Source organism: Lactobacillus equicursoris DSM 19284 = JCM 14600 = CIP 110162 (assembly GCF_001434815.1).
GTDB classification, from domain to species: domain Bacteria; phylum Bacillota; class Bacilli; order Lactobacillales; family Lactobacillaceae; genus Lactobacillus; species Lactobacillus equicursoris.
In genome coordinates, this window is sequence record NZ_AZDU01000083.1 from 1 (window position 1) to 2,990 (window position 2,990).

3 protein-coding genes are annotated in these 2,990 nt (G+C 36.0%); all 3 read left to right on the forward strand.

Features of this window, described 5'->3' with window-relative positions:
* The coding region (locus tag FC20_RS09260; RefSeq protein ID WP_338034786.1) for a type IIL restriction-modification enzyme MmeI at positions 1-1,124 on the forward strand (1,124 nt) is incomplete at its 5' end.
* Between the two features lie 152 nt (positions 1,125-1,276).
* Positions 1,277-1,837 (forward strand): hypothetical protein, encoded by a 561-nt coding sequence (locus tag FC20_RS09265; protein ID WP_008460816.1) that lies wholly within the window; start codon positions 1,277-1,279, stop codon positions 1,835-1,837.
* A gap of 414 nt (positions 1,838-2,251) precedes the next feature.
* Positions 2,252-2,863, forward strand: a complete 612-nt coding sequence (locus FC20_RS09270) for a hypothetical protein (RefSeq protein ID WP_039943461.1) — start codon at positions 2,252-2,254, stop codon at positions 2,861-2,863.
* Positions 2,864-2,990 lie beyond the last annotated feature (127 nt).

Here is a 2,990-nt window from a genome sequence, read left to right on the forward strand (position 1 = left end):
GAAGCTATTTTGTTTCAACTAACTCAATCTGCCAAGGGGCACAGGCTCCTATTTTATGGGCTGTTTTAATGAAAACATACGTGATCCATATTAATTTTGCATACCGTACTTTTATTTGGAATAGCGAGGCAAAAGAAAAGGCTCATGTTCATTGCGTTATAATTGGCTTTTCAAAAAAGAGCAAAAAGAATAAAAAGATATATGGATCTGGCGGGTATTATGAGATGGCAGAAAACATAAGTCCATATTTGACTAATAGTCCCAATGTCTTTGTAACGCAAAAAAATGTCCCTTTATGTAAAGTTCCAAGGATGATATTTGGCAATCAGCCACGGGACGATGGAAATTTCATAATTGATAAGAAAGAGTACAATGACATCCTTTCTAAGGAGTCTAAACTAAAGAAATGGCTTTTTACCTATATAGGTGCAAAAGAATTTTTGCATAACCAGCATAGATGGTGTCTGTGGTTAAAGCATGCAGAACCGTCGGATATCAAAAATAGTAGAATATTGTACTCTAAGGTTGAAAAGGTAAGGATTTTTAGAGAGAACTCAAATGCCAAGACGACTAGAGGGTATGCAAAAATTCCTCAGTGTTTTGCCCAAATGATACAACCAGAAGATAAAGATTTCTTGATTATTCCTAGGGTGTCTTTAGAAAATAGAAGATATGTTCCTATTGGTTTCATGGATTCTAATGTTATAGCTTCAGATGCTGTACAAATCATTCCTGGTACAACCTTATATGAATTTGGGGTTTTAGAGTCAAATGTTCATATGGCTTGGATGCGCACAGTAGCGGGTAGGCTGAAGAGCGATTATCGGTATTCTGCTAAAATCGTTTATAATAACTTCCCATGGCCAACACCTACAGAAGAACAAAAGAAAAAGATTGCCGAGACAGCCCAAGGAATTTTAGATGCCCGTGCACTATATCCAAGCAGTTCACTTGCTGATTTATACGATGAACTAACTATGCCCGTTGAATTAAGAAAAGCGCATCAGGCCAATAATAGGGCGGTTATGGCAGCTTATGGTTTACCGATAAAGGGAACTACAGAGAGTGATGCAGTTGCTAAGTTATTTGACATGTATGAGAAGTTAGTATCTACGTCTAAGTAAAAAATGATCGTTATTCAAAGGAAGTCAAATGACTTCCTTTTTTGATTTCTGTAATACGTAAATCATGATATAATAGAGATAGAAAACGTGATACGAAAATCATAGCATGACGTAGATAGAAATCGTAATACGAAATCAAAGGAGAACTTAATATGCCAAGAGGTGGATATAGAGAAGGGGCTGGACGCCCTAAAAGCGGGCGTAAAGTTCATACAATTAGGGCCACTGATGAAGAATGGAGACTGATTAAAGCTTACAGTGAGCAGGTGAAAGCAGGTAAATTACCGGAAAAGATAGTGACGCAGAAAACCAAGAAAATTGCTAAATCCAAGCTAGCTGTAAAGAGGGCCAAGAAACTTGGGCAACTAGCGTATGCTTGCATTATCTTCGGGAATCCAGAAAAGGTTAAGTATGGCTGTTTTTTCTGCATACCAGAGGGTAAGAGGTACGTTGTAAAGGCTTACTTTTGTCCGACGAATGAAGCGCCCGCAAACGTATGGGATGCGATTGATAAAACAACTGTTACTTATGGGCATCTTGTGCCAGCATCAATTGGTTGGACTTGGGTGAGTGGTGAAGGCCATAATAGTGTAGACCCAGATCCAGAGGTATTGTCAAAAAAGAAGACGATTAACGCTGCGTTTGCCCAGTGGCTGTCCGAATTGCTCTTAAATCAAAAGAAGGTTAGAGTTAAGGATCCGGAGAAAAGATAAACCAAAAGTACAAGATTGAAGAGCTTTGAGAGTAATCTCAAGGCTCTTTTTCAATTAGTTGGGCAAAAAAGGAGAATCAACAACAATGCGTTTAACAATGATATCTTTGTTTTGAGAAATTTAAGTTAACTTTCCACAAATTACAATTCGAAGTATTTCGTCATTTGATATATCAGCCTTTTGGGTGATTTTTTGAGTTAAAGTTTGACTTGAAAAATATTGGTTTAAATGTCAAAGAGGTTGTAAAAAAGTGGAAGTTAGCTATTAAAAAATTTCTGAAAAAGGCAGGCCAACCACTTCCTTTTTGTTAGTCAGGCAAAAAAGAGCATTCCCCAATTGAACGGAAAAATCGATTAAACTTTTCCCGGGGGGGCCTACTGTATAAGAGGAGGATATTGACGTCAATGCTCAATTTTGAGCAACGAAATCACCAAACTTGCAATCAAAAATTTGTTGTTAACAAAATATGTTAAATGTAAGGCTCCTAATCAGCAACTTTACGAAGACGTTATGAATACAGCTTTTAAAGAAAGGAGGTTTCAATCTTTTGAAAAAAGATTTGAAGATGACAGTTTATTAATTTCGCTAAAGCATGACAATGTTATTAATAATGAGAGTTACAAAGCAGCTCTCGCTAGTCTTGCAGGCAAAGATGACTGGGCAAACTTTCTTTTTGATAAAGAAGAAATTGTATTCTATGCATTACGATTTACTCTAAAAAAATTGATTTCAAAAAGTAGCTTTGATTTGCTTTTAAGTCCAAAATTTAGAAATTCGGATCGGCTAAGATATCAGCAACAAGCATTGTTGTTAATCCTGTTTAGTCAGTTTGATAGAAAAACAGTGTCGTACTCGGAGTTCGTTTTCGAACTTAGAGAAAAAATTGATAAGTTGATTTGGTATTACAAAAACAAAAATAGCCTACAGCTTGAATTAATCAACATGGCACAGTCCAACGTTAATTTCACAAATGCGCAATTGGAGAAAATTGTTTTAAAGACTATTATTAACGACTTTAAAAATTAGCAAGTATTGAAAAACGGTAGCAGTTTGCTACCATTTTTTGCTTCTCAAAAATTAATTTGTAAACAGATAACATTACTTGTGAAGGTTGATTTAAACCTTCTATTTCTTCGATCATCTGCTTTGAATT